At 69.1% G+C, this 1,752-nt stretch carries 3 protein-coding genes; all 3 read right to left on the reverse strand.

Annotation, left to right across the window (positions count from 1 at the left end; all coding sequences use genetic code 11):
• Window positions 1–217, reverse strand: a 217-nt coding sequence (locus B2W70_RS10495; protein ID WP_286745528.1) for a glutathione S-transferase N-terminal domain-containing protein, incomplete at its 3' end; no start/stop codon positions are given.
• 62 nt (window positions 218–279) lie between these two features.
• Window positions 280–951 carry a glutathione S-transferase family protein gene (locus tag B2W70_RS10500; RefSeq protein ID WP_286745529.1) on the reverse strand — a complete coding sequence of 224 codons (672 nt, stop codon included), beginning with the start codon at window positions 949–951 and terminating at the stop codon, window positions 280–282.
• A gap of 64 nt (window positions 952–1,015) precedes the next feature.
• The coding region (locus B2W70_RS10505) for a serine/threonine protein kinase (RefSeq protein WP_286745531.1) at window positions 1,016–1,752 on the reverse strand (737 nt) is incomplete at its 5' end.

Consider the following 1,752-nt stretch of genomic DNA (forward strand, 5'->3'; position numbering starts at 1 on the left):
TGAGGATGGCGCCCGACTCGAAGACCGCGAAGTCGTCGGCCTCGCGGTCGATGATGGCCGGGATGCGGCCGTTGGGGTTGATGGCCAGGAACCAGGGTTGCTTCTGCTCGTTGCTGGCCAGGTTGATGGGGTGCACGGTGTAGGGCAGGCCCAGCTCTTCGAGCGCGACGGAGGCCTTGTGGCCGTTGGGCGTGGCGGCGGTGTAGAGGTCGATCATCGGAGGACTCCTTCTGTGGCTTGATGGCGTGAGCTTGAGCGCGAGCGAGGGCAGGCTCAGGCTCAGGCCTTGAGCGAGGGGCGTTCGGCCAGCGCGGTGCGCCAGCGCAGCAGGTTCGGGTGTTGTTCGCCTGGTTTGAACCCGATGACGCGAGCGAAGTCGGTCAGCACCACGGCGGTGATGTCGGCCCAGGTGAAGTGGTCGCAACAGATGAAGTCGCGGTCACTCAGGTGGGCGTCGAGTTCGCCGAAGAAGCGCATGGCCCTGGCCTGGCCGCGGCTGCCCAGCTCGGGGATTTGCGGCACGTTGGCGGCACCGGTGAGGGCACGATCTTTCATCGCAGGGTGCGTGTTGCGAAAGGCCTCGGCCACCGCCAGCAGGCCTTCGAACTCGATGCGCGCCACGAAGCTGGCCACCATGCCCTTTTCCACCGGGGTGCGGCCCAGCAGGGGTGTCTCGGGGTACGCGGCTTCGGCCCAAGCGGCAATCGCCTGGTTGTCGGGCAGCACGGTGCCGTCCGGCAGTTTGAGCGCGGGCACGGTGCATTGCGGGTTGATGGCGCGGTAGGCGTCGCCGAGGTGTTCGCCTGCTGCCAGGTCGATGATCACCGTCTCGTGGGCGATGCCTTTTTCGGCCAGCAGGATGCGGGCGCGCCTCGGGCTGGGCGCCATTTTGAAGTCGTACAGCACGGGCTGGGGGGCTGGGGCGGTCTGCGGTTTCGTCGTCTCGGGCATTTGGCCTCCTCGGGTGAACGGGTGCAGGGCAGGGCTGGGCTGGTGGACTGGCGCTGTTGCGCCGTCAGCGATCCCAGTTCAGGTCGGCATCGGCGTCGCCATCGTCTTGCTGGCCCCAGTTGGCGATGCCGAGCTGGCTGGCGTGGTCTGGGGCCGCCGTGGCCATCAGGTCGATCTGCTGGCGCAACTGGTCGCGCTGCTGCTGCCAGTAGGTGCCCGATTCGAACCAGGGGAAGGCGGCGGGGAAGGCCGGGTCATGCCAGCGGCGCGCCAGCCACGCGCTGTGGTGGATCAGGCGCAGCGTGCGCAGGGGCTCGATGAGCTTGAGCTCGCGCCAGTCGAATTCGGCGATCGATTCGTAGCCTTCGAGCAGGGCGTCGAGCTGGCGGCGGCGTTCGTCGGGCTCGCCGCTGACCAGCATCCACAGGTCCTGCACGGCAGGGCCCATGCCAGCGTCGTCGAGGTCGACGAAGTGCGGGCCTTGCGGTGTCCACAGCACGTTGCCGGGGTGGCAGTCCCCGTGCACGCGCAGCCAGCGCAGGCCGTCGATGCTGGCGAAGGCGGCTTCCACCAGCTCCAGCGCTTGGCGGGCGGTGTCCAGCCAGGGTTCGCGCACTTCGAGCGGGATGGTGTCGTGCTCGGCCAGCCACTGGTGAGCCTGCCAGCCCAGGGTGTTGGCGTCCAGGCGCAGTCGGTGGGTGAAGGGGCGCTGGGCGCCGACCTGGTGCAGGCGCGCCAGGAAGCGGCCGATCCAGCGCAGCACCTCGGGGTCTTCGAGCTCGGGCGGGCGCCCGCCCCGGC

Origin of the sequence: Aquabacterium sp. UBA2148, assembly GCF_002328915.1 — a bacterium.
GTDB classification, from domain to species: Bacteria; Pseudomonadota; Gammaproteobacteria; order Burkholderiales; family Burkholderiaceae_C; genus Aquabacterium; species Aquabacterium parvum.